Source organism: Saccharopolyspora rosea (assembly GCF_025643595.1).
Classification (GTDB): domain Bacteria; phylum Actinomycetota; class Actinomycetes; order Mycobacteriales; family Pseudonocardiaceae; genus Saccharopolyspora; species Saccharopolyspora rosea.
The window spans coordinates 2,405,046-2,427,258 of record NZ_CP102826.1 but is presented as its reverse complement, the minus strand read 5'-3'; the positions used below and the strand labels follow the sequence as shown (position 1 = coordinate 2,427,258).

14 protein-coding genes are annotated in these 22,213 nt (G+C 73.6%); 3 read left to right on the top strand and 11 right to left on the bottom strand.

Annotated elements, in window-relative coordinates; translation table 11 throughout:
* Window positions 1-24: 24 nt before the first annotated feature.
* The 8 genes from NV263_RS11330 to NV263_RS11295 form a co-directional block, all read right to left on the bottom strand.
* Entirely contained in the window at window positions 25-2,793 is a 2,769-nt protein-coding gene (locus tag NV263_RS11330) for a hypothetical protein (protein WP_263252840.1), read from the bottom strand.
* A gap of 7 nt (window positions 2,794-2,800) precedes the next feature.
* Window positions 2,801-4,114: a type VII secretion protein EccB gene (eccB, locus tag NV263_RS11325; RefSeq protein ID WP_263252838.1), complete on the bottom strand. Its 1,314-nt coding sequence runs from the start codon at window positions 4,112-4,114 to the stop codon at window positions 2,801-2,803.
* 9 nt (window positions 4,115-4,123) lie between these two features.
* A complete protein-coding gene (gene eccD / locus NV263_RS11320; protein ID WP_263252835.1) occupies window positions 4,124-5,524 on the bottom strand; it encodes a type VII secretion integral membrane protein EccD in 1,401 nt (466 codons plus the stop codon).
* Window positions 5,525-5,547: 23 nt separating this feature from the next.
* Window positions 5,548-9,534 carry a type VII secretion protein EccCa gene (gene eccCa, locus NV263_RS11315; RefSeq protein ID WP_263252834.1) on the bottom strand — a complete coding sequence of 1,329 codons (3,987 nt, stop codon included), beginning with the start codon at window positions 9,532-9,534 and terminating at the stop codon, window positions 5,548-5,550.
* Window positions 9,535-9,574: 40 nt separating this feature from the next.
* Window positions 9,575-12,670: a hypothetical protein gene (locus NV263_RS11310; protein WP_263252832.1), complete on the bottom strand. Its 3,096-nt coding sequence runs from the start codon at window positions 12,668-12,670 to the stop codon at window positions 9,575-9,577.
* A 71-nt stretch (window positions 12,671-12,741) separates the two neighbouring features.
* Window positions 12,742-13,542 (bottom strand): hypothetical protein, encoded by an 801-nt coding sequence (locus NV263_RS11305; protein WP_263252830.1) that lies wholly within the window; start codon window positions 13,540-13,542, stop codon window positions 12,742-12,744.
* An 87-nt stretch (window positions 13,543-13,629) separates the two neighbouring features.
* A complete protein-coding gene (locus NV263_RS11300; protein ID WP_263252829.1) occupies window positions 13,630-13,929 on the bottom strand; it encodes a WXG100 family type VII secretion target in 300 nt (99 codons plus the stop codon).
* Between the two features lie 47 nt (window positions 13,930-13,976).
* Window positions 13,977-14,300 carry a WXG100 family type VII secretion target gene (locus NV263_RS11295; protein WP_263252828.1) on the bottom strand — a complete coding sequence of 108 codons (324 nt, stop codon included), beginning with the start codon at window positions 14,298-14,300 and terminating at the stop codon, window positions 13,977-13,979.
* A 242-nt stretch (window positions 14,301-14,542) separates the two neighbouring features.
* On the opposite strand from NV263_RS11295, the gene NV263_RS11290 reads away from it, so the two are divergent.
* Window positions 14,543-14,950, top strand: coding sequence for a CAP domain-containing protein (locus NV263_RS11290; protein ID WP_263252827.1), 408 nt, complete (start codon window positions 14,543-14,545; stop codon window positions 14,948-14,950).
* Here the strand turns inward: NV263_RS11290 and NV263_RS11285 are convergent.
* Both NV263_RS11285 and NV263_RS11280 read right to left on the bottom strand, forming a co-directional pair.
* On the bottom strand, window positions 14,944-15,801 hold the full coding sequence (locus NV263_RS11285; protein WP_263252825.1) for a sensor histidine kinase: 858 nt from the start codon (window positions 15,799-15,801) through the stop codon (window positions 14,944-14,946). The two genes, NV263_RS11290 and NV263_RS11285, sit on opposite strands and share 7 nt — an antisense overlap.
* Before the next feature lie 40 nt (window positions 15,802-15,841).
* On the bottom strand, window positions 15,842-17,164 hold the full coding sequence (locus NV263_RS11280) for a LuxR C-terminal-related transcriptional regulator (RefSeq protein ID WP_263252823.1): 1,323 nt from the start codon (window positions 17,162-17,164) through the stop codon (window positions 15,842-15,844).
* A gap of 173 nt (window positions 17,165-17,337) precedes the next feature.
* Here NV263_RS11280 and NV263_RS11275 point away from each other — a divergent pair, with 173 nt between their 5' ends.
* Window positions 17,338-20,091, top strand: a complete 2,754-nt coding sequence (locus NV263_RS11275) for an AAA family ATPase (RefSeq protein ID WP_317630414.1) — start codon at window positions 17,338-17,340, stop codon at window positions 20,089-20,091.
* Window positions 20,092-20,365: 274 nt separating this feature from the next.
* The gene (locus NV263_RS11270) at window positions 20,366-20,860 is read left to right on the top strand and encodes a pyridoxamine 5'-phosphate oxidase family protein (protein ID WP_263252820.1); all 495 of its coding nucleotides are present in this window, start codon (window positions 20,366-20,368) and stop codon (window positions 20,858-20,860) included.
* A gap of 93 nt (window positions 20,861-20,953) precedes the next feature.
* Here NV263_RS11270 and NV263_RS11265 read toward each other — a convergent pair whose 3' ends face one another.
* The gene (locus NV263_RS11265) at window positions 20,954-22,162 is read right to left on the bottom strand and encodes a hypothetical protein (protein WP_263252819.1); all 1,209 of its coding nucleotides are present in this window, start codon (window positions 22,160-22,162) and stop codon (window positions 20,954-20,956) included.
* Window positions 22,163-22,213 lie beyond the last annotated feature (51 nt).

Sequence of the window (22,213 nt, the reverse complement as noted above, 5' to 3'; positions counted from 1 at the left end):
CGCTGCATCTGCCCGCCTTCCCCGCTACACCAGACCCGGCAACGCGCCGAACCGCTGCCGGGCGCTGTCCCCGACGGCGCCGCGCGGCTCGGCACCGGACCAGCGCTCGACGCACCGCTGCAGGGACGTGATGGCCAGTTCGTCCAGGGACTCCCGCGCGTGCACCCCGCCCTCGTCGTCCAGTTCGGACTCGGCGAGTTCGCGCAGCAGGATCCGGCCCCGTTCCGCACCGGGTTCGGTCACTTCCAGGACCTTGAAGCTGGTTCCGGGGACGAACACGACGCGGTTGTCGACCCGGTCGTCCCCGTCGGGTTCCAGCAGCCGGGTCCGCCGGGCGGTCATCGACCACACCAGCACGTCGACGTCCCCGCGCTGGTCGGCGCTGGGCTCGGTGAGCGCGTGGGTGAAACCCCATTCCGTCACGAGGGTGCGCCGCCGGTAGAGCGCCCACTGCTGCTCGGTCGGCGAGGCGGCGAACACCGTCGCACCCCGGTGCGAGGGCAGCCTGCTCAGTCCCGAGACCACGCACCGGGCGAAGGGGACGTGCGGGCCGTTCTGCGCGCCGCGCAGCGCCTGGTCGATGGCCGCGCCGCGGGAGGGGAGGTAGAGCCGCACGGCCACGGCGTCGGCCAGCACCTCGCCGGACGCGCGGGCGTCGGTGCCCTGGAAGCCGGGGTGCTCGGAGAGGATCCGCGAGGTGGAGTGCGACATCGCGTCGAACTCGCGGCTCAGCGTCCGGCGCAGCCAGTCGCGCTCCTCGGACAGGCCGCCTTCGGGCAGCAGTGCGGCGGCCGACGGCTTCGGCGTGGGCTGCAGCCGCGCCGAAGCCGCCGGCGCCTCCGGCGGCGCGGTGCCGGTCTCTGGGGGCGCCGCGGCCTCCGGAACGGGGTCCGGTTCCGGGGCCGGGGTCGCCGGTTCTTCGCGGACGTCCGGCGTTTCGTCCACTTCGGACTCGGGGCCGCCTTCCAGGCGGATTCCCATGGACGCGGGCCGCTCGGGCTCGGTCGGGGCCGGTGCGGGGCTGGGGTCCGGTGCGGGCGGGGCCTGGAACGAGGTGGCGAAGTCCGCCGCCGTGGCGGTCGCCGCGCCGCCGTCGGCGGTGGCCGCACCGGTGGCGGGGGGTTCAGCCACGACCGGGGACGTGGAGGAGATCGGCGGCGGAGGAGCGCTCGGCGATGCGTCGACGACCGGGGATTCCGCGGCCGGCGGAGGTTCGGTGGCCGCCGGGGACGCGGTGGCCGCCGGGGGCGCGGGTGCCGCCGGAGGTTCGGTGGCCACCGGAGGCGCGGCGGCCACCGGAGGTTCGGCCGCGACCGGGGACTCCGTGACCACCGAGGAGGCGGCGGCAGGCCCCGCGGCGACCGGCGGTTCGGTGGCGAGCGCGGTCGCACCGTCCACAGTGGCCGACGCCGTGCCGACCGCTCCGGTCGCCGGCGCGGGCGCCACCGGGGCGAGCTTCACGGTGTCCTGCGCGGACGTCCGCGCCGGGTCGGACTCCACCTCGCCGTGCGCCGGTCCGGCCACCCGCACCGCCTGGCGGCCCAGCTCCGAGGCGGGCACCAGCCGGCAGCGCACGCGCGTCGCCGGGTCCAGCCGCGCCAGCACGTCCTGGGCCAGCGCGCGCATCCGCGCGGCCCGCTTCTCGTCGGCGGCGTCGAAGGCCAGCACGGCGAAGTCCGCGTTCCCGGGCTCGGCGCGCACCGCCGCCGCGTTCTGCGCGTCCTGCGGCGGCCGCATCCACAACCCCGACTGGACGACTTCGAGCACCGCGTCCGGGGTGTACCAGTACACCGTCTGGCCGATGCGCTCCACGCCGGGCACCGGCACCCGGTGGCTCAGCAGCACCGGGGCGCCGTCGTGCCCGGAGTGCGACCGCGGCAGGTAGCCGACCTCGCGGGCGAAGGACAGCCAACCGAGCTCGCCGTCGGCGCACATGGTGTAGACGTCCGGACTCTCCGGTCGGCCCACCGGCATCCCGGTGTAGCAGGCGACCCGGGCGTCGAGCAGGTCGGCGAGCGCCTGCCCCAGCGTCTCCCCCTCGGGCAACCGGACCGGGCCGTACTGCACGAACCGGACCTTCTCCCGGGACTGCTCGTCGAGCCGCCGCCAGAACCGGGCCACGTCGTCCAGCGACAGCGGCGGCATGCCAGGGCAGCCGAGGACGGCGGTGAGCACGTCCGGCTGACACGGCGTCCCGCGCACCAGCCGCGACCAGTGACCGCGCGACGCGGCGTCGTGCGAGGCGGTGTGGATCCACACCCCGCCCGGGATCGGCTCGGCCATGCCGACCGCGCTGGTGGGCCACGGGTCGACGACCCGGGAGTCCCAGGACGGCCGGGGGAACCGCTTGGCCTCCCACTCCGGGGCCCGCCCCGGCCGGAACCGCACCCAGCCGCTGTTCTTGCCCGCGTGGACGAACAGGGTGCCCCCCACACCGGGGAACACCGCGCCGTCCGGGGCGACCACGGTGCGCCCGGTGCGTTCCGACAGCCACTGGCCGGCCAGCGCGGTCGCCTCCCGGGAACGGCCCCCGAGCACCAGGCGCACCCCGCGGCGACGGCGGGGCAGCAGTTCGGCGACGGTGTCCCAGGCCGAGATCGGCATGTTGATCGGCAGGTCCACCACGACCATCTCGTGCTCGGAGTCGGCGGCCACGGACATCGCCAGCTCCCGCGCCTGCTGGGTCATCTCCCGTTCCCGGCACACCACGACCGCGTTGCCGACGGTGTGCCGGGTCAGCGGGAACTCCGGATGGGCGCGGCGGCGCCGCATCATCGGCGACAGTGGGGACATCGGCTGCTCATCCCTCCTGACTCGCGCCCACCGCGGCCCGGCTGAGCACCGGCCCGGTCGGCATCGCGGCGAGCAGTTCGTTCGCGATCGGGTGGATCGGCGCCCCGGCGAAACCGAGCGCCCGCAGCGAGTCGTCGTCGGGCACCAGGTACTTCGCGCCGTCGGCGACCAGGTAGCGGTCCGGGATGCGCCGACCGGGCGGGATGGGCATCGCGGCCACCAGCGCCGCGGTGCCGGGTCGCAGCTGGACTCCGGTGGCCGGACGCGAGGTGGTCACCACCTGGCTGTCCACCCGCGTGCCGGACGGGGTCTGCCGCAGGCACAGGCCGTCCCCGCCCTGGTAGCGCGCGCCGCTGAGGTCGGGCAGCCGCTGGGTCAACGACCGGTCGGCCGAATGCGGGGCCGCGGCGACCGCGGCGGCGTCGATCCGGACCGGTTCCGAGGCGCCCGGCGCGGCTTCGAGCAACATCCGCTCGGTGCCGCTGACCGGCGCCAGGCCGTCCTTGCGGAGCACGAACGACTCGACCTCGCCGTTGGCGGCCTGCTGCTCGAACAGCTGGCCCACCTTCCCGGGATGTCCGTCCACCGCGGGGCCGGGCGAACCCGCGCCGTCGATGGTGGCCGGGACCAGGGCCGGGCCGTCGGGCACCGCGTTCAGCCACGGCTGCGGCGCGGTCGCGGGCCGCGCGGTCGCCATGCCCAGCGCGGCCAGCACGGCGGGATCGGACACCCGGTACTTCGCGCCCCGGAACAGCAGGTACCGCGCGCCGTCCGGCGATTCCACCAGCGAGTAGCGGTCGGCGGGCAGCGGCCGGGCCGGGGCCGCCGGGTCGAAGTCGAATCCCAGCCCGCCGGAACCGGACAGGCACACCAGCCAGCGGGAACCCGCCAGCTGCTGCGCGGGCGGCAACGTCTGGGGCGCGTCGGGGATGCCGAGCGGGGCGCCGCGCCGCGCGCCCTCCAGGGAGGCCGAGGACACCAGGGTCACCCCGGAGTTCCGGGGGCCCGCCAGCAGCTTCGCCGACGCGTAGTTCGGGGTCGGGTGCAGGACGCCGCCGAGATTGACGAACCGCGTGCCGGTCTCCTTCTCCACCACGATCGACCCGGCCCGCTGCCACGACGTGTTGCCGCCCGGGACGAGCAGGCCGTAGACGCCGAAGCCGATGGAGATCAGCACCGCCAGCACCAGTCCGATGGTCAGCCCGACCCGGGCCCGCCGCGCGGGCACCTCGGCGCTGGCCGGGTCACCGAGCACCAGGGCGGAGCTGAGCCGGTCCATCAGGAACTGGTAGGCGTGCACGTGGTCGCGCTGGGTCTGCATGGTTCTCCCTCACCCGGCCAGGCCGCGCGCCCAGGCGTACAACCCGAGCAGCTGGAGCAGCAGCGGGATGATGGCGAGCGCGGTGACCGTGTCGAAGACGTTCGCCAGGTGCCCCCAGATCGGCCGCAGCCGCCGGTGAGCGGGGCGCACCGCGGCCTTCACCAGCGCGAACAGCACCACGAGCAGCCCCACCAGCAGGACCGAGCGCCAGCCGGGCGGGAACGCCCACGCCCAGAACAGCGCCACCAGCGCGAGCCCGGCGGTGCCCGACACCGACAGCGAGATCCGCTGCCACGCACCGAGGAATCCGCGCGCCCGCAGCAGGATCGAGCAGGACAGCAGGGTCACCATGGCCCAGCCGATCCACCCCGGTTCGGCGAGCACGAGCGGGAACGCCGCGGTGAGCACCACGGCCGAGCCGACCAGCGCGACGCTGAGGAACCGGTCGGCCCGCGTCGTCCGGGACTCCACGTCCCCGGCGGGGGCCGGGTCGACGTCCTGCTGGAGGTCCTCGGCGTTGCGCGGCAGCTGCGGACCGTTCAGGTAGGCCGCCCGGATCGTCACCTTCGGCACGAAGATGACCACGCCGACGGCCACCGCCGCCAGCACGCCCGCCGCCTGGCCCGGCCGCAGGCCGAACCCGGCGCCGAGCCAGCCGCCGAGCAGCACCGCCACGGCCACCGACACCACGGTCAGGAAGGGCGGCGCGGGGATCTCGCGCGCCGCGAGGTGCCGCAGCACCAGCACGACGACTCCCGCTCCCCCGGCGCACGCCGCGCCGACCAGGATTCCCGGCAGCGTCGGGGCCGCCGCGTCGGGCACGCCGTCGGCCGCGACGAGCCCGGCGATCCCGGCGAACGCGCAGCCGGCCAGGCCGCTCATCCAGGCCAGCACGACATCGCCCAGCTTGCGGGCGACCGGTGTGCTGGCGCCGATGAACGCCACGCCCAGTCCGAGCGCGAAACCCGCGTGCAGCGGGGTCGGCCCGGCACCGAGCAGGATCAGCGCGACCACGGCGAGCACCGCGGCCGACAGCACGCGGAACAGGGCGTGGCCGAGTTCGGGCCGCCAGCGGTCACCGCGTTGCTCCACTGTGGACGCGATGCCGTCGGCGAGGTCGTCGAAGTCCAGTTCCGGCAACGGGTCGTCGGCGGGGCGCAGGTGCAGCTGCTCGCCTTCGAGCCAGTCCAACGTCTCCGGGGTGCCGCTCGGGTCGAACGGTTGCCCGCCGAGCCGTTGCAGCACCCACGATCCCGGCTCGCCGCCGGGCCGCGAGTCCTGGCGGGTGTGGCTGAGCAGCACCGGGACCAGGTCGGCGACCCGGGTCGTGACCGGCACCGCCAGGTCGGCCCGGCCGTCCGGACCGAACACCGTGATCCGGCACAGCTGCGGAACTCCGGCTGTGGTCATGGGAAGAAGTCCTCCTGGGTGTACTACCGGGCGGCCGGCTGGCTGGGGGCGGGGGCATCGACGTCCACCAGGCCCGTCTGGATCAGGCCGATGCCCCGGCGGGTGACGAGCTGGGCGCGGCCGGGCGGCAACTTGCGCGGTCGGGCCTCGCCGAGGAACGTGCCCTCCTCCTTGGGGTAGGACAGCAGCACGCCGGGCGTGCCGAGTTCCCACAACCTGCGCAGGACCGGGTCCATCATGCCGCGCATCGCGCCCGAGGTGCTGCGCGCGATCACCAGGTGCAGTCCGATGTGGACACCCTGCGGGATCATCGGCAGCAGCGGCTCCAGCGCCGAGCTCGCGCCACCGCGCCCGAGCAGTTCGTAGTCGTCCACGACGAGGAACAGCTCCGGGCCCTCCCACCAGTCGCGCCGGCGCAGCCGCTCCGAGGAGATGTCCTGGCCCGGGATCCGCCTGCTCATCGAACCGGCGGACTGCTGCGCCAGCTCGAACAGCGCGTCCGAGCTGAACCCGAAGCCCACGCCGTAGTCCGCGGGCACCTCCTGGTCCAGGTCGCGGCGGGCGTCGCCGAGCACGATCTTGGCCTCGTTCGGGCTGTAGCGCTGCCGGATGGCGCGCAGCACCAGCCGCAGCAGGTTGGTCTTGCCGGTCTCGCTGTCGCCGAAGACCATCAGGTGCGGCTGGGAGAAGAAGTCGTGCCACACCGGCTGCAACCGCTGCTCGTCGTGGCCGAGGCACACCTGGAACTGCGGCCGCGGCGCGGGCAGTTCCCGCACCGGCAGCTGGGTCGGCAGCAGCCGCACCGGCGGCGCGGGGCGTCCCGGCCAGAACGCCCGCGCCTCCTCGGCGACCGATTTGGTGGCATCGGCCAGGTCGTCCACCTCGCCGGAGCCGTCCAACCTGGGCAGCGCCGCGAGGAAGTGGAAGCCCTCCGCGGTGATGCCGCGGCCGGGCTGGTTCGGCACGGTCGCGGCCTTGCGCGAACCGTACTCGGACTCCATCGAGTCACCGAGCCGCAGCTCGAACTTGGTGCCGAGCAGATCGCGCAGCCACGGGCGGACCTCCGACCAGCGGGTGGCGCTGAGCACCACGTGGATGCCGAACGACAACCCGCGGGAGGCCAGCTCGCCGACCTTGGTCTCCAGGTCGTTGAAGTCCTGCTTGACGGTGAACCAGCCGTCCACGACGAGGAAGACGTGCCCGTACGGGTCGTCGAGCTCGCCGCGCTCGCGGGCCCGCAGGTAGGCGTTGATCGACTCGAAGCCGCGCTCGGCGAACAGCGCCTCCCGGCGCTCCAGGAGCTGGGTGAGCTCGGCGAGGGTGCGCACCACCCGGTCGCGTTCCATCCGGGTCGCGACCGAACCGACGTGCGGCAGCCCGGAGATCGACATCAGACCGCCGCCGCCGAAGTCCAGGCAGTAGAACTGGACCTCCTGCGGGGTCGAGTTCAGCGCGAGCGCCAGGACCAGCGTGCGCAGCAGCGTCGACTTGCCGCTCTGCGGCGCCCCCGCCACCCCGACGTGCCCGTCGGCGCCGGAGAGGTCGGCGACGAGCAGTTCGCGCAGCTGCTCGAAGGGCCGGTCCACGACGCCGACCGGGACGCGCAGCGTACCCCGCGCGGACGGCGCGTCGATGGTCATCCCGCGCGCCGGGTCGGGAACCACCGTCGGCAGCAGCGAGTCCAGGCTGGACGCCTCGGACAGCGGCGGCAGCCAGATCTGCCGCGCGGGCGGGCCCGCGTCCACCAACCGTCCGATGAGGACATCCGCCAGCGACGGCTCGTCGTCGCTGGACTCCTCCTCGGGTTCCGGCTCGGCGGGCTGGGGCTCGTCCTCGATGCCGCTGATCCGGTGCAGCATCGGGTACGGCTGGGTGTGGAAGGGCACGACCTCCGAGAAGGCCCGGTTCTCCGCGACCACGGCGCCGCCCTCGGGCTGCGGGCACGGCCCGGAGACGTAGGCCCCCTTGAACCGCACCAGCGTCGAGGTGTCGATCTTCAGGTAACCGTTGCCCGGGTCGGACGGCAGCTCGTATGCCTTCGTGGCGCCGATGACCGCCCGCGACTCCATCGAGGAGAAGGTGCGCAGCGCGATGCGGTAGGACAGGTGGCCCTCCACGCGGTGGATCCGGCCCTCCTCCAACCGCTGCGAGGCCAGCAGCAGGTGCACGCCGAGGCTGCGGCCGAGCCGCCCGATGGACACGAACAGGTCCATGAAGTCGGGCTTGCTCGCCAGCAGCTCGCTGAACTCGTCGACCACGACCAGCAGGTCCGGGAACGGGGCCAGCGGCGCACCACCGGCCCGGGCCTTCTCGTACTCGAACGACGAGGAGTACCCGCTGGCGCGCAACAACTCCTGGCGTCGCACCAGTTCGCCGTTGAGCGCGTCCTGCATCCGGTCGACCAGCGGCAGCTCGTCGGCCAGGTTCGTGATCACCGCCGAGGTGTGCGGCAGCCGGTCCATGCCGAGGAACGTCGCGCCGCCCTTGAAGTCGACGAGGACGAAGTTGAGGATCTCCGAGGAGTGCGTGGCCGCGAGCCCGGTCACCAGGGTGCGCAGCAGCTCGCTCTTGCCGGAACCGGTGGCCCCGATCAGCATGCCGTGCGGCCCCATGCCGCCCTGGGCGGGTTCCTTGAGGTCGAGCTCGACGACCTCGCCGTCCTCGGTGACCCCGATGGGCACCTGCAACCGGGAGCGCTGCGCCGTGCGGGGCCGCCACAACGCAGGCACGTCGAACGTGCGCGCGTCGCGGATGCCCAGCAGGCTGGTCAGCTCGAAGTCGTTCTCCAGCGGCTGCTCGACGACGTCGACCGAGCCGCTGGTGCGCTTCGGCGCCATCGACCGGGCCAGCGCTTCGGCTTCGGCCAGGCTCAGTTCGTCGCGCCGCGCGGACCCGGTGGTCTCCCCGGCCGGGAACTCCACCTCCTCGCCGTCGATGGTCAGGCGCAGCACCCGCGGACCGCCGGGCATCGCGCCGGTGACGTCCAACAGGACGACGTTGCGCAGCCCGGCGCCGAGCAGCCGCGACGACTCCGGGATGTCGGCGAGGTGCGCGAGCACCACCACGAACGGTTCGGTGGTCGTGGGCCGGGCACCCGGGTCGTGGTCCGGCCGGTCGGTGACCTCCGGCCCCAGCACGGCCATCAGCTCGTCGTGGTCGCAGGCGAACAGCCGCAGCGGCCCGGCGGCGTCGTGCGCCGAGGGGTGGGCGTTGTGCGGCAACCACTTGACCCAGTCCCACTCGGCCCGGCCGGTCTCCCCGGTCAGCACCGCCACCCGCAGGTCGTCCGGCGAGTGGAAGGTGACCAGCTGCCCCAGCACGGCCCGCGCCAGGCCCACCGCGCCGTCCTCGGACCCGGTGAACTCGACGCTGGTGAAGCTGCGCAGCCCCACCGAGATCGGGGTGCCGGTCACCGTGCGGTACGCCTCCCGGAAGCGGCGCAGCGAGATCGCCGACAGCGGTTCGAGGTCCTCGATCGGCTTGGTGGACGGCGCCGTGTAGCGCACCGCGGCGGCCTGGGCACCCAGGCCGATCCGGGCCCGGGCGAAGTCGTCGTGGTTCGCCCGGCGCTCCCACAGCCGGGGGCCGTCGGCCACCGACCACAGCCAGGACGGCGCCGGGTGGTCCCACAGGACCGCCCGGCGCTGCTGGTCCGCGGTCTCCCGCGCCTTCTCCCGCAACTGCGCGATGTAGCGCAGGAAGTCCCGCCGTTCGGAGCGCATCTTGCGCTTGCGCTCCGCGGTCGCCCGGCCGATCTGGCTCAGCCCCATGGACATCATCCCGACGCCCATGACGCCGCCCACCATGTACATCGCCGGGGAGCCGCTGGAGGACGCGAACATCATGACCATGGCGGCCGAACCGATGCCCATCGGCAGGTACATCGCCGCCGAGCGGAAATCCAGCGCGGCCGGTTCCGCCATCACCGGCGGCTCCTGCAGTTCGACCTCGCCTTCGGGCATCTCGGGTCCGGCCGCCCGCGGCGGCCGCTTGACGGTCACGGTGCTCATGGACGTGCCTCGCTTGTCTCGACGAGAGCGGGAACGACACTCATCCGATCACGCCGGGCGGCGGTGCGGCGGCTCCGTCGCCCCAGGCAGAGGTATCCCTCACGAGCAGGTCCGCGCTGGACCGCTCGCCCTCCTCCTCGTCGTCGTCCTCCGCCTCGGCGGCCGCCGCCTCGACCCGGGCGCGTTCCGCGGCCTCCAACGCGGCCTCCTCGTCCGGAGGCAGATCGCCGCACCGCAGGGGTTGCGGCTCGTGCACCGCGACCCGCTCGCCCGCGCCGAGGTTGGCGCGGCGCCAGGTGGCGTACCCGGTGTCGTCGCCCCACGGACGGCTGTCGCGTTGCGCGTGGTCGGGTGCGGGCCGGTCGCGTTCCTCCTCGGGCGCGACCGTCGGGAACGGGACCAGCCACGGCAGGCCGCCGGCCGGCACGTCCCACGCGCTGGTGTCGGCGTCGCCGGAGCTGGGCCGGACGACGGGAACGCGGTCGTCCGGCGGTTCCGCCGGCAGCTCCGGTTCGGTCGGACCGGGCCCGACGGCCGGGTTCGTGGCGGCCTCCGGCGCGTCCTCGGCGCGCCGGGGACGGTCCGCGCCGCCCTCCGGCGCCTGCGGTTCCCAGGCCGCGGAACCCGTGCTCTCCCACGGCTTTTCGACCGAGCCCAGCAGGCCCGAGGAGTCCGGGCGCTCCGAGCCCCGTTGCGCACCGGTGGCGGGCGGCACCATCGGCGTCCCGCCGGGCACGGGGGTCCCGCCGGAGGGCTGGGCGTCCGCCGTTCCGGCCGCGGGTGGCGGCGCGTCGACCGGTCCGTCCACAGCGGACGGTGGTGGCGGAGCGGACTGCTGCCCCGCACCGGATTCCACCGGAACGTCCGGAACACCCGGAGTCGCGCCCGCGGGGGCATCCGGCTCGCCGACGCTCGGGGCGCTGCTGCGCCACGGCCCGTCACCGGCGTCCAACAGCCCGGAGGAGTCCGGGCGCTCGGCACCCGAACCACCACCGGCACCCGCCCCAGGAGGCGTCATCGGCGGCATCATCGGCATCCCACCGGGGACCTGCTGCCTGCTCGGATCGGCGTCCCCGCTCGGCGACCACTCCTGCGGCCCGGCGGTGGCCGGTGGTCCCGCGGTCTCGGGCGGAGTGTCCACCGGTGCCTGGGGAGGCGCCGACTCGGGCGGGGTGTCCACCGCGGGACCGGCGGGCACCGCACCCTGCGGCGCGTCCGGTTCGCCGACGTCGGGAACCCCGCTCTCCCACGGCTTGTCACCGGCGTCCAACAACCCCGAAGCATCCGGCCGCTCGGCACCCGAACCACCACCGGCACCCGCCCCAGGAGGCGTCATCGGCGGCATCATCGGCATACCGCCCCGCTGCTGCTGGTCGCCCCCGGCCGGGGTCTGCTCGCCCGTCGGCGACCACTCCTGCGGTCCGGCCGACTGCGGCGGGGCGTCGACCGGTGCCGACTCCGGCGGGGCGTCCAGCCCGGGAGCGGCGGGCACCGCGCCCTCCGGCGCATTCGGCTCACCGACGTCGGGAACCCCGCTCTCCCACGGCTTGTCACCGGCGTCCAACAACCCCGAAGCATCCGGCCGCTCGGCACCCGAACCACCACCGGCACCCGCCCCAGGAGGCGTCATCGGCGGCATCATCGGCATACCGCCCCGCTGCTGCTGATCACCACCACCCGTCGGCGTCTGCTCACCCGTCGGCGACCAGTCCTGCGGACTCGAACCAGGCGGCGGCACCTCGGTCCCGCCCGGGGGCGGGGTGCTGAGACCGGGCGGCGCGTCGACACCGCCCGGCGGCGGGACGGCGCCGCCACCGGGCAGGCCGCCGCCGGTCGACGAACCATCCGGCGGCGGTGCGATCTCGGGCGGCGGCGGCACCTTGCCCGGACCGCTGCCCGGGGTGTTGCCGCGGCCTCCCCCGCTGCTGGCCGGGGGCGGGCTGATGCTCGGTGGCGGCCCGACGGGAGGCGGCGTCGAGGCACCGGGCGGCGGACTCTGCTGCCCGCCCGCGCCGGGCCCGCCGCCGAGGTCGGGGGGCGGCGGCGTCGACGAGCTCCCGGGCGGCGGTGCCGTCTCGGGTGGCGGCGGCACCGACTTGTTCTGGGCGCCCGGACCCGACGTGCCCGGCGGCGGCGCGGTGGCGGGCGGCGGCCCGACCGGCGGCGGGGTCTGTCCGCCCGACGTCCCGGGCGGCGGCGCGGTGTTCAGCGCGCCCGGCGGTGGCGGGGTGCTGTTCTGCCCGCCCTCCGCGCCGGGTGGCGGCGTGGTGTTCGGTGCACCCGGCGGTGGCGGTGTGTTGTCCTGCCCGCCAGGTGGCGGGGGTGTGTTGTCCTGCCCACCGGGCGGTGGCGGAACGTTGTCCTGCCCGCCCGGCGGGGGTGGGCCGTCCTGTCCACCCGGCGGCGGGGGGCCGCCTTTACCATCCGGCGGCGGGGGCGGGCCGCCACCCGGCCCGGGGGTGACCGGCGTGGTCGTCTGCACGTTGTCGACGGTCATGCCGTAGTTGCCGGCCAACTGGCGGATGACCTTCTTCATCTCCTCGTTCATGGCGTTGACGACTTCTTTGTCCTTCGACACCATGACGAGGCCGTTGTCCATGGTCGGCGCGATGCCGCGCCACTTGGCCACCTGGGCGTAGTACTCGTCGATGCGTTCGGTGGCGTTGCGGGCCCACTCCAGCCACCGCGCGTTGTCGCGCAGCTGCGACGGAACCGGGTGCCCCTCGTCCGCACCGCTGATCCGGTCGCCGTTGTCCCTGAGGTTGTTGGCCAGTGTCTGCATCTTCGCCAGGAACGCCTGCGCAGCCGGCCCCGTCCACGACCCGTGCTCCCCGGCCACGGACTCCGCCTGGGCGCGGAGGTTGCCCGCCACGGCGTGCAGCGTGTTGTTGATGTACTCGAACGCGTTCGCCGCCGTGTACATCGTGTTCGGGTTGACGCGGTGCCACGCCTCCTGCCACAGCGCCTCGCTGGACAGCGCGGATCCGCCCCACAACGCGGCCTTGATCTGCTTCCAGTCCCAGCTCTCGAAGTCGCCCGCCTTGCTCGTCCCGCCCGGCTTGACGAACACGGCGTACTTGTCGACGTCATCCGAGGTGAACGTGTCCTCCGAGTAGCCGTCGATCGCGTCACCCACCGAACCTCACACCTTTCCCGAACGGACCGCACCGCGGCCGCGGCACACGCCCACCTGGCCCACCGCGCGGATCAGCCCTGCTGCGACGAGCTCGACTGGTCGATGGCGCTGAACGACTCGTTCATGATCTGGTTGAGCTTGTCCGCGTTGAGCTTGTTGAGGTCTTCCGACTTGTCGTAGTCGGCCACCATCTTGCGGACCTCGTCGCGGATGTGCTCCAACGTCTTGTTGGTCTTGTCCATGTACAGCCGCACGTCGTTGCGCAGCCCCGGGGTCTTGTCCCCGCTGCCGTTGATCTTGTCCCGCAGCTCGTAGGCGGCTTGGAAACCACCGGGCTTGACGTCGACCTGGTCGGTCTGCTTCGCCGCGTCGGCGATCATCTGGCGCAGCGATTCGATGTTCTCCGCGAACTTCTTGAGCGCCTGGGTGTTGACCGAGATCTTCCCCGGCCCCTCACCGGGGTGGTCACCGCCACCGCCCGGCACGTCCGGCACGTCCGGCACCTTGGGGGCGTCCACGACGCCCGCGACCCCGGGAGGCGGCTGCGACCCGTAGTCGACGCCGTCCTGCGGCTTCTGGTCGAAGTCCGCACCCGGGATCTGGTCAGCACTGGCGTCCTTGCTGAAGATCGGGTCGTCGCCGTGCTTGTCGTTGACGTCCTGGTACTTCGACTCCGCGGCGTCGACCTCCGGGAAGCCTCCGCCCGACGGGTTCAGGACGTTCATGCTGCCCTGGGCGTGCAGCAGGTCCCGGTCGTGCGGAGTCAGGTATCCCTTGTGGACGTAGTAGTCGATCTTGTTCCAGTCGTGGTTCTGGTCATCCTTCCAGGCGTCGCTGGCGAGGAAGTAGTCGAGCCCTTGCTTTTCGGCCATCAGTGACCTCCACGGTCCACATCGGACGGGAGGCCGCCGGGCGGTTCCCACCCGGCGGCCGTGCCCGCTTCGGTTCCGGCGCTGGGATCAGCCCCGGCTGTTGTCCCAGATCTGCCGAGCGCGCTGCTCGGTCGTGCCGTAGTTGTCCGAGATGTTCAGCAGGGTCTGCCGACCCGACTCCAGGTAGACCGGCATCTGGTTGGCCTGCCGGTTCCACTCCGCCTTGGCCTGGCCGTAGGCCTCCCGGGCGGCACCGGTCCACTCCGCCAGGCTCTTCTCGACCTCCGACTCCATGTCGGTCAGGGCTTGCTTCACCCGGCTGTTGATCGCATGCATCTCGTCGAGGGTCATGTCCGCGACGTTGAAGTCGAAGCGGTAATCCGACATCGTGCACTCCTTTGCGGTTCTCCCGGATCACCGGGAGCAGCGGTTGGTCAGACCCCCGGCAGCGCCGAGGTGAAGGACTGGGCGGTGTTGGCCGCGTGGTCCTCCGCGGACACGTAGGACTTGGTGTTGACGCCCATGACGTCCATCATGTGGAGCAGCTGGTTGATGATCGCCTGGAACGACTTCTCCCAGTTGTCCATGGCCGTGTTGAAGTTCCGGGAAGCGGTGCCCGTCCAGCTGGACTGCAGGGTGGCCATCATCGTGTTGACCCGCTGCAGTTCCTGGGTGAATTCCGTGGCGCGGTCGCTGAAGACCTGCGCAGCGTGCTGCATTCCCGGCTGCGAAGTCTGCACCTGCGGGTTGTTCGCCATTCGTGCACATCCCTCCTGTTGTGCCTTCTCTCGCGGGCGCGCCGGCGCGGCCGTGCGCGAGCGCGGGCACCCGCCAGTCTTCCGGCGCGACCACCACCGGCGACAGCTCGGCGCGATGTTGTTTCCCCAACGGACGCCACCCTTGCCCGTTCCCACTCTTCCCGGCGCGACAACGGGTTTGCTGTCCGCGCAGGAGACTTAGGCTGCGCGGCAAAGGTTTTTCGACGAAGAAGAGGAGAGCGATGGCGCTGGGTGCGACTCGCGACGCGGTGCGGCGCCGCACCGAGGACAAGGTCGTCGCGCTGGTCAACGCCGAGCGGACCAAGCGGGGACTGTGCCCGCTGACCATCGACGAACGGCTGCGGAACTCGGCGCGGCTGCACAGCGCGGACATGGCGCGACGGGGGTACTTCGCCCACCAGGGACCGCGAAGCCCGTCCCCCATCGACCGGATGCTCATCCAGGGCGTCGAGAACCCCGGAGGCGAGAACATCGCCGCCGGGCAGGAGACACCGGCCTCGGTCGTGGCGGCGTGGATGCGCAGCATCCCGCACCGCAAGAACATCCTGCGGGCGGATTTCCGCACCATCGGCGTCGGACTCCACATCGCGTCCGGAATTCCCTGGTGGACGCAGAACTTCGGTTACTGAGCGTCGAGGCGGGCCGCGGCGGTGGCGGGCAGGCGGACCTCGAAGCAGCACCCGCCCGGCACGTTGCGCACCGAGACGTCCCCGCGGTGCGCGTGCACGATCCGCTGGACGTCGGCGAGTCCGAAACCGTCCCGCCGCGCGCGGTTCCCCTCGTCGCCGCACCACCCCACGCGGAACACCGAACCGAGTTGCGGCTCGGGGATGCCACCGCACTCATCGCGGATGGACAGCGCAACCCAGCACTCCCCCGACCTCGTGTCGACCGACACCGTCCCCTCCTCGCGGCTGTACTGGATCGCGTTGACCAGGAGGTTTCCGATCGCCCGGCTCATCTCGACGTTGTCGACCGAGACGACGGCCGGTTCGATCCACCGCGCCGCCAGCACCACACCGCGCTCGGCGGCGATCGGCCGCAGGTCGGCGACGACGTCGCTGACCAGGTCCTCCAACGCCACCTCGGCGCGTTCCAGGCGCATGGCCTGGGACTGCATCCGGGTCAGCGCGAGGATCTCGTCGACCGCCGCACCGATGCGGCGCACGTCGGCGTTCACCCGCGACGCGCGCGGCGGTTCGCGCAACGCGGCCGCGCCGAGCACCAGCCCGGCACCGCCGAACGCGACGCCGACGGCGGCCACCAGGCCGAGCTCACCGGCCGTCAGCGCGGGCGGCGCGGTCGCGGCGAGCACGGCGGCGCTGGTGAGCGTCACGCCGATGCCGGACGCGACGACGCAGGCCGACCACGCCGCGGCGGACGCGCGGCGCAACAACCGCAGCGCGACCGCGGCGACGAGACCGATGCCCACCGCCTGGCACGCGGCCGCCACGAGGACGATGGCCGAGGACGAGTTCATGATGCCGCCGCACCGCCTCGTGCGCCGGTCCGAGCCGCCGTCACGCCGCCGGCCGCCCGAGTTCCGCGGCGCCGCCGAGCAGTCCCTCCAGGCTCGCCTGCGCCACCAGTTCCACTCGGGACCGGCAGCCCGACTCGGCGAACAGCCGGGTCAGGTGGCCCTCCACGGTCTTCTCGCTCAACCCCAGCTCCGTGCCGATCCGCCGGTTCGTCAACCCCGCCGCGACCAGCTCGACGATGTGCCGGTCGGTGACCGACCAGGTCCGCGGCCGGGAGGCCGAATCCACCGTCGCACCAACGGTTTTCGGGAACGTCCCGACCAGGACGTCGCCCTCGCCGGCCCGGCGGCGCCGCGCCGCGGACGAGGCGGACGCGGCCAGCGCCTCGCAGACGCACCACGACCGCCCCCAGCCGTCGACGACCAGGAGCCCCTCCTCGACCAACCGGTCCAGGGTGCGACCGCAGGCGGCGAGGTCCTCACCCAGCTCGTCGGCCACCCGGGCGAGGTCGTCGACCTCCAGCACCCCGGACGTGGCGACCACCGCGAGCAGGCGCGACGCCAGAGCGCCGATCCGCCGCATCCGGCGCAGCAGGTCGTGGTCGTCGGGCAGCGCGATCGGCGCGTCCGGCTCGGCCAGGTGCAGGCGGCCGTCGACGTCGACGAGCCGACCGCGTTCCCGCAACGCCTCCAGCGTCGCCAGCAACGTGCCCGGGTTGCCGTGCAGCGGGCCGAGCGCGGCGCGCAGCGCCTGGTGGACGCTGTCGTCCAGGTCGTCGCCCGCCACGGTCGCGGCCTCCTCGGCGTCCAGCGGGCCCAGGTCCAACACCTCGTCGGCCACGTCGAGCAGCGGCCCGGACGTCGGCGTCGTCCCGGCGTCGGTCCGCACGGCGGCGACCACCAGGCAACCGGGGCGGCGGGCCGCGAGCAGCAACGGCTCGGGATCCTCGATGTCCAGCAGGTCGTCGATGAGCACCACGGCCGGCCCGAGGCCGCCGATCCGGCCGAACACCCGGTGCAGTTCGGTCACCGCACCGGCACCGAGCCCGCGGCGGTTGCAGCGCACCAGCGCGTTGATCGCGTCGATCAGCCCGGCATCGCCGAACCGGTCGAAGTCCTCCCGGAGGCCGCGCACGACCGCGTCCACGCCGCACCGGTCGCCCGCGGTCCCGCCGTCGACCCGGGCGACCGGCACCCCCTGCGACCCCCACCGCCGCGCGGCGGCCTCCAACAACGCCGTCTTGCCGATTCCGGCAGGACCTCGAACCACGACCAGGTGACCGCGTTGTGCACCGGACCGCAACGCGGACCGCAGCACCGCCAGCGAGCCGTCCCGGCCTTCGATGAGCGAATGTCCCCTACTCATGGTCCTTCTCGTCCTTCTCCACGGCGTTGTCGCGCTTGTCGATGTGCGAGCGACGTTAGCGGCGGACGGACCGGAACACCGCAGATCCAAGAATCCCGAACGGCAGATTTCAGGATTGTGTAACAACTGGAGACCGAGGTCGGATCCCGCAAGAAAGCTGTAAGGATCTCCTCATGATTCGAATACGGCCCGGGCGGGGGATCGCTGGCAATACTGGTCGTGTGCTCACTTCCCGACCGATGATCCAGCGCCCCGCCCGAACCTCCACGACCCTGCCCGAGAACACGCCCGCACGCACCCCCCGCACCGGGGGCTCTGCCCTTCGGACCACGCGGAGTGCCCGTTCGCACGGCCGCGACGAAGCGGTGTCCCGCATCCTCGACGTCTGCGCGAGCCGCCCCGGCGTCCCGCTCGTCGTGGTCACCGGCCCGTCCGGCAGCGGCCGCAGCTCGGTGCTGGCGCAGGTGGGCGAAAAGCTCGCCGAGCAGGGGATCTGCTCGGCGGACGTGCCGCTGAGCCGCGGCAGGTGCGGACTGGCCGACGTCGTGGCCAGGTTCGCCGACGCGCTCGGCGCACCGGCCCCGCGCGACGAAGCGGCGCTGCACCGCATGCTCGCGGCGCTCGGCAGGCGAGCGGGCCGCTTCGTGGTGTTCCTGGACGACGCGCACCGGATCGCGCCCGACGCGCTGGTCTCGCTGGCCGCGCTGGCGAGAACGCTGTCCGGCAGCGGCGTGACGGTCGTCTGCTCCTTCCGGACCCCCACCGCGCACCCCAGCGCCGAACTCGCCGCGCTGCGGGCGGCTGGTCTGGTGCACGAGGAACGGCTCCGCCCGCTGTCGCGGTACGCAGTGGAGCAGATGCTCGTCGACCTGTTGCGCGCCAAGCCCGCTCCCGGTCTGGCGACCGCGCTGCGCGACTCCAGCCGCGGGAACCCGGCCGTGGTGGCCGCCGCCGTGGAGGGCTGGCAGCGCGCGGGTCTACTGCGGACGGTCGACCGGCACGCCCACCTGGTCGAGCAGCACGCTCCCCGGCTGCCGGCGACGCACCGGGTGTTCGCGGCGATCCGCGAACTCGGGGCCGAGCACTGGGACGTGGCCAAGGCGCTCGCGGTGCTGCACCCGCTGCACGGACCGGTCCCGGGCCTGATCGCGGACACCGTCGGCGTGTCCGAGCAGGACGTCCACGAGTCGCTGCGCGCGTTGCACGCGGTCGGCGTGGTGGTCCCCGGTCCTCGGCCGGACAGCTGGCGGTTCCGGGTGCCGATGCTCGCCGAGCTGCTCACCACCTGCCTCGGCCCGTACGAACGGCACCGCAGCGCGCAGCTGGCCGTGCTGTCGCTGTGGGCCGGCACCGCGTCCTGCCCCGACCCCGGTTACCTGCCGCGACGGCTGCTGGACGCGGGCCGGCTGGCGCCGCCGGAAGCGGCGGTCGAGCTGCTGGACCGGCACGCGGTGGAATGCGCGCGGGACGGCGACCTGGCCGACCGGTGGCGCCGCGCGGCCGCCAAGCTGATCGCCGATCCCACCCGGCGCGCCGCGGCGCTGCACCGGCACGCCGTGGCGTGCGCGCGGCACCGGTGCTTCGCGCCCGCCGCCGAGACCGCCGACCTCGCGCTGGCCACCTGCCCCGAGCAGCTCGGCGAGGACGCCCTGCACGAACTGCAGATCCTCTACGTGATCGGCCTGGCCAGCAGCGCCGACAGCAGCAGGCTGCACGACTTCGCCCAGGTCGGCTGGCGCTCGATGCCCGGCGGCGAGGACGCCCGGCTGGTGTCCCGCGCGGCCGCGCTCTGCCTGCTCGGCCGGTGGCGGGACGCGCACGACCAGCTCACCGGGGAACGGGAGCGCTGGGCGCACGGCGGCACGGCCGCGACCGGCGCCGCGCTGATCCGGCTGGCGAACGCGGTGCTGGGTACCACCGCCCCGGCGGAGGTCACCGCGGCCGCGCCGGACGAGTCGACCGACCTGGTGCGCCTGCTGGTCCGGACCCTCACGCTCGGCGGCTGGCTGGGCCGCGGCCGCGACGACGTCGACGAGCCCGTCCGCGCGAGCTTCGCCGGGCAGTGGGACCGGGCGCTCGACCTCGCCCGTTCCGAGATCGCCACGGCGTCGGCGCGGGGTCTCGGGCCCGCGCAGACCGGGACGTTCCGCGAGCTGGCGACCATCCTCACCGCGCGGGGCCAGCTGGCGCGGGCCAGGGCGGTGATCGAGGACGGCCGGTCCCGGCGCCTGCTGCTCCCCCACCTGCTGCACGCCCCCGCGGCGGAGCTGGAACGCACCCTCGGCGCGCACGAGCGGTCGCTCGAACTCCTCGACGAGGGGCTCGCCCTCGCCGCCGAGAGCGGCGTCGTCGCCGGGACCGACGAGCTGTGGCTGCGGAAAGCCGAAGCGGAGCTGCGCCGCGGCCACCGCCCCGTCGCCCTCCGGTGCGCCGCCCAGGTCGAACGCGTCGCGGACGAACTGGGCACCCCGGGTGCCCGCCGCAACCGGCTGCTCGCCCGCGTGCTGGTCCACCGCGACCCGACCGCGGCGGTCGAGGTCGTCGAGCTGGCCACGAAGCGCGGACGCCCCTACGAACTGGCCGAAACCCTCGCCGTGGTCGGCGAAAGCGGACTCGGCGACCAGAAGGCCCTGCGCGCGGCCTACGAGATGTTCGGCGAACTCGACGCGTTGATCCCCCGAGCCCGGCTGCGCAGGCTGATGCGGGCCCGCAAGGTCGCCGTCCCCGGCCGCAGCGAGACCGTCGCCGAGAACGAACGGCTGCTCGCGGTGCTGATCGCGGCGGGCCTGACCAACGCCCAGCTCGCCACCGTCCTGGGCAGCAGCGAGAAGAGCGTGGAGGGCAGGCTCACCCGGTTCTTCAACCGCACCGGCTACCGCTCCCGCGCCGAACTCGCCACCGCCGCCCTGCGGGGTTTCCTCGACTGACACCCGACTCGTGGCGATCAGTGCGCGGTGCCGGTGGAGGGCCGCACCCCGCACCGCCAGGCGCCGGCGGCTTAGGGCCTGTCTTTGAACTCGTTTTGCGTGGCGGTGCCGGGAGCGGAACCTCAGCGGCCGTCTCGCTCCGGGAGCCCCTCCTGATGTATGCCCACTGCGTCCACCACCCACCGCAGCTGTCTCGTACGGCTGGACCGGGCAACGGCGGCGGGTCGCGGATGCGAGCGTGCGGCGGGTGCGCGCCGCGGAAGGGAGAACGGCCATGGAGCAGCACGTCATCGACGCCGAACTGTCCGCGACCGGTGCACGGGAACTGCTGGCGGCGACGTCGTTGGCCCACCTCGCCTACAACGCCGGGGACGGAACGCCGCGGGTGGTTCCGGTCGGTTTCTTCTGGACGGGCGCGGAGTTCGTGATCTCGACCGCCACGACCTCGCCGAAGGTCGCCGCGCTGACGGCCCGTCCCGACGTGGCGCTGTCGATCGATGGCGGTGCTACGCCCGAGCAGGCACGGGCGCTGTCCGTGCGTGGACGGGCGACCGTCGAGATCGTCGACGGCGTGGTGCCCGAATACCTCGCTGCGGCGCGCAAGTCGATGGGCGCCGAGGCGGCCGCCGAGTTCGAGGCGAACTGCCGTGAGATGTACGACCGGATGGCCCGCATCGCGATCGTGCCGAGCTGGGTGCGCTTCTACGACTTCGGCGCGGGCCGGATGCCGAAGTTCCTGAAGGAGCTCGCCGAACGCGACCGGTCGTGACCCGGTGCCGAACCGAGGAGAAAATCCGCACCTTCGATCACGAGTCCAACGTGTGTCCACATCGGACGGTCATCCGGGGTCTCGCCCCGAGGCTCAGTTCGGGGTGAACACCCCGCCGAGCCTGCTCGACCAGTTCGTCCACGGGCCGCCCGCGGGGATGCTCTGGTGGATCTCCTCCATGCCGCCCCGCTTGCCGATGCCGTAGACGACGATCCGGCCCTCGGGATCCTGGGTCACGGCCACGAGTTCGGCGATGTTGCCGCCGTGGTCGACCCAGTCGGACCACCCCTCCTTGGCCTTGCCCGTCTGGTAGATCTCCTTCAGCGCACCGTTGTCGCCGAGGGCGTAGACCACCACCGTGTTCTTGGCGTCGGCGAAGGCGAACGGTCGGCCGATCAGGTGGCCGCCGAGCTCCTGCCAGCCTTCCCAGGCGTGCGACGCGTCGCCGGTCTCGGAATTCTGCTGGAGCGCGCCGTTCGGCGCCAGGGTGAACACCCGCAACCTGCCCTGGCCGTCCATGGCCACGGCCGGCGGGCCGGAGCTGGCCCCGCCGAGGTTCTGCGGGCCGCTCCAGTCGTCGGCGCCGCGGCGCGTCTGGCCGACCGTGCGCACCTGCCCGTCGGGCCCGGTCGCGAAGACCCGCAGGAGCCCCTGGGAGTCCCGGTAGATCGCCGGGTCGCCCGCCGCGGCGACCGGGAGGTCGCGCCAGTCGCTCCAGGTGTCACCGCCGGGCTGCTCCTGCTGGATCTCCCGCAGCCTCCCGTCGGCGGTGCGGGCCACCAGCACGAGCCTGCCCTGCGCGTCCTGCGCGACCGCGGGCATGCCCGCCAGGTGACCGCCGCCCAGGTCGCGCCACGCGGCGGAGAGGTCGGCACCGGTGGCCGACCGCGAGTTGTACCGCAGGTTCCCGTTGGTGCCGACGACGAACACCGCCATCTCACCGCGCGCGTCCATCATGGCGACCGGCATGCCCGCCGCGTTCCCGCCCAGCACGGTCCAGCCGCTGGACTGCGCTCCCGGGGTGGCGGACTGGAAGTTCCGCACCACCGAGCCGTCCTGGTCGCGCGCCACGAGCATCAGCCGCCCGCTGCCGTCCAGCTGCGCAGGCGCACCGGGCAGCGGTGACACGCGCGTGGGCTGCCCCTGCGAGCCCTGGACGACGCCGGAAACCGCGGGCGTGTCGTCCTTGTCGATGACCTGGCTGAACACCACGATCGGGGCTGCGATCAACACCAGCCCGCACAGACCGACGAGCAGCAGGAGCTTGTGGTCGCTGCCGCGACGCGAACGCACCCTGGTCATCGGCATGGTCGGCTGGTCGTCGACGGGGTACGGCCTCGGTTTCGCACGGGC

Bases quoted from the DNA above. Each gene is read 5' to 3' on its own strand.
- NV263_RS11330 (WP_263252840.1), bottom strand. From the start codon at position 2,793: ATGTCCCCACTGTCGCCGATGATGCGGCGCCGCCGCGCCCATCCGGAG.
- eccB (WP_263252838.1), bottom strand. From the start codon at position 4,114: ATGCAGACCCAGCGCGACCACGTGCACGCCTACCAGTTCCTGATGGAC.
- eccD (WP_263252835.1), bottom strand. From the start codon at position 5,524: ATGACCACAGCCGGAGTTCCGCAGCTGTGCCGGATCACGGTGTTCGGT.
- eccCa (WP_263252834.1), bottom strand. From the start codon at position 9,534: ATGAGCACCGTGACCGTCAAGCGGCCGCCGCGGGCGGCCGGACCCGAG.
- NV263_RS11305 (WP_263252830.1), bottom strand. From the start codon at position 13,542: ATGGCCGAAAAGCAAGGGCTCGACTACTTCCTCGCCAGCGACGCCTGG.
- NV263_RS11300 (WP_263252829.1), bottom strand. From the start codon at position 13,929: ATGTCGGATTACCGCTTCGACTTCAACGTCGCGGACATGACCCTCGAC.
- NV263_RS11295 (WP_263252828.1), bottom strand. From the start codon at position 14,300: ATGGCGAACAACCCGCAGGTGCAGACTTCGCAGCCGGGAATGCAGCAC.
- NV263_RS11290 (WP_263252827.1), top strand. From the start codon at position 14,543: ATGGCGCTGGGTGCGACTCGCGACGCGGTGCGGCGCCGCACCGAGGAC.
- NV263_RS11285 (WP_263252825.1), bottom strand. From the start codon at position 15,801: ATGAACTCGTCCTCGGCCATCGTCCTCGTGGCGGCCGCGTGCCAGGCG.
- NV263_RS11280 (WP_263252823.1), bottom strand. From the start codon at position 17,164: ATGAGTAGGGGACATTCGCTCATCGAAGGCCGGGACGGCTCGCTGGCG.
- NV263_RS11275 (WP_317630414.1), top strand. From the start codon at position 17,338: ATGATTCGAATACGGCCCGGGCGGGGGATCGCTGGCAATACTGGTCGT.
- NV263_RS11270 (WP_263252820.1), top strand. From the start codon at position 20,366: ATGGAGCAGCACGTCATCGACGCCGAACTGTCCGCGACCGGTGCACGG.
- NV263_RS11265 (WP_263252819.1), bottom strand. From the start codon at position 22,162: ATGACCAGGGTGCGTTCGCGTCGCGGCAGCGACCACAAGCTCCTGCTG.